The organism is Aminobacter sp. P4_D5 (genome assembly GCF_056401815.1).
In genome coordinates this window covers 1-713 of sequence record NZ_JBFUIP010000710.1, presented here as the reverse complement: position 1 = coordinate 713, position 713 = coordinate 1, and the positions used below count along the sequence as shown (strand labels likewise).

Sequence of the window (713 nt, the reverse complement as noted above, 5' to 3'; positions counted from 1 at the left end):
GGTGCTGGACCGCGAGAGCGGTGTCTTCGCGGACGCGGAGAAGATTCGCTACGTCGATTATGTCGGCCCCCACGTGAAGACGCGCGGTCCGCTCTCCATCCCGCGCACGCCGCAGGGGCGGCCGGTGATCCTGCAGGCCGGCTCCTCGCCACGCGGCCGCGACGTGGCGGCACGCTGGGCCGAGATGATCTTCTGCACCGTCGCCACCAAGGAGGATGGCATCGCGTTCTGCGCCGACATGGAGCGGCGGCTCGCGAAATTCGGCCGCTCGCGCGCGGATGTCGCGATCCTGCCCACGCTGTCCGTGGTGGTGGGCGAGACCGAATCCATTGCGAAGGAGAAGGCCGCCTTCGTGGAATCGCTGGTCGACCCTGAATTGGTGATGGCGTCCAATTCCGGCCTGCTCGGCGTGGACCTCAGCGACGTGCCGAGCCCGGAGGAGGCCGATAAGCGCGCGGGCCCCAGCGGTTCCCAGGGCTCGCGCGACCGCATGACCCAGAGGGCGAAGGCCGAGGGGATCAGCTATGCGGAGGCGGCCCGCAAGGCACGCGGTCAGCTCGCCGGCACGCCGGAGATGATCGCCGACGTGATGGAGGACTGGTTCAAATCCGGCGCCTGCGACGGCTTCGTGATCCCGCCGTCGACCTTCCCGATCACCTACGAGGATGTCGGCCGGATGGTGGTGCCGGAGCTCCAGCGCCGCGGCGTCTTCC

At 69.3% G+C, this 713-nt stretch carries 1 protein-coding gene; it reads left to right on the top strand.

Translation table 11 applies throughout. The annotated features are described in order from the left end of the window. Positions 1–713, top strand: a 713-nt coding sequence (locus AC1DWF_RS34480; protein ID WP_476842975.1) for an LLM class flavin-dependent oxidoreductase, incomplete at both ends; no start/stop codon positions are given.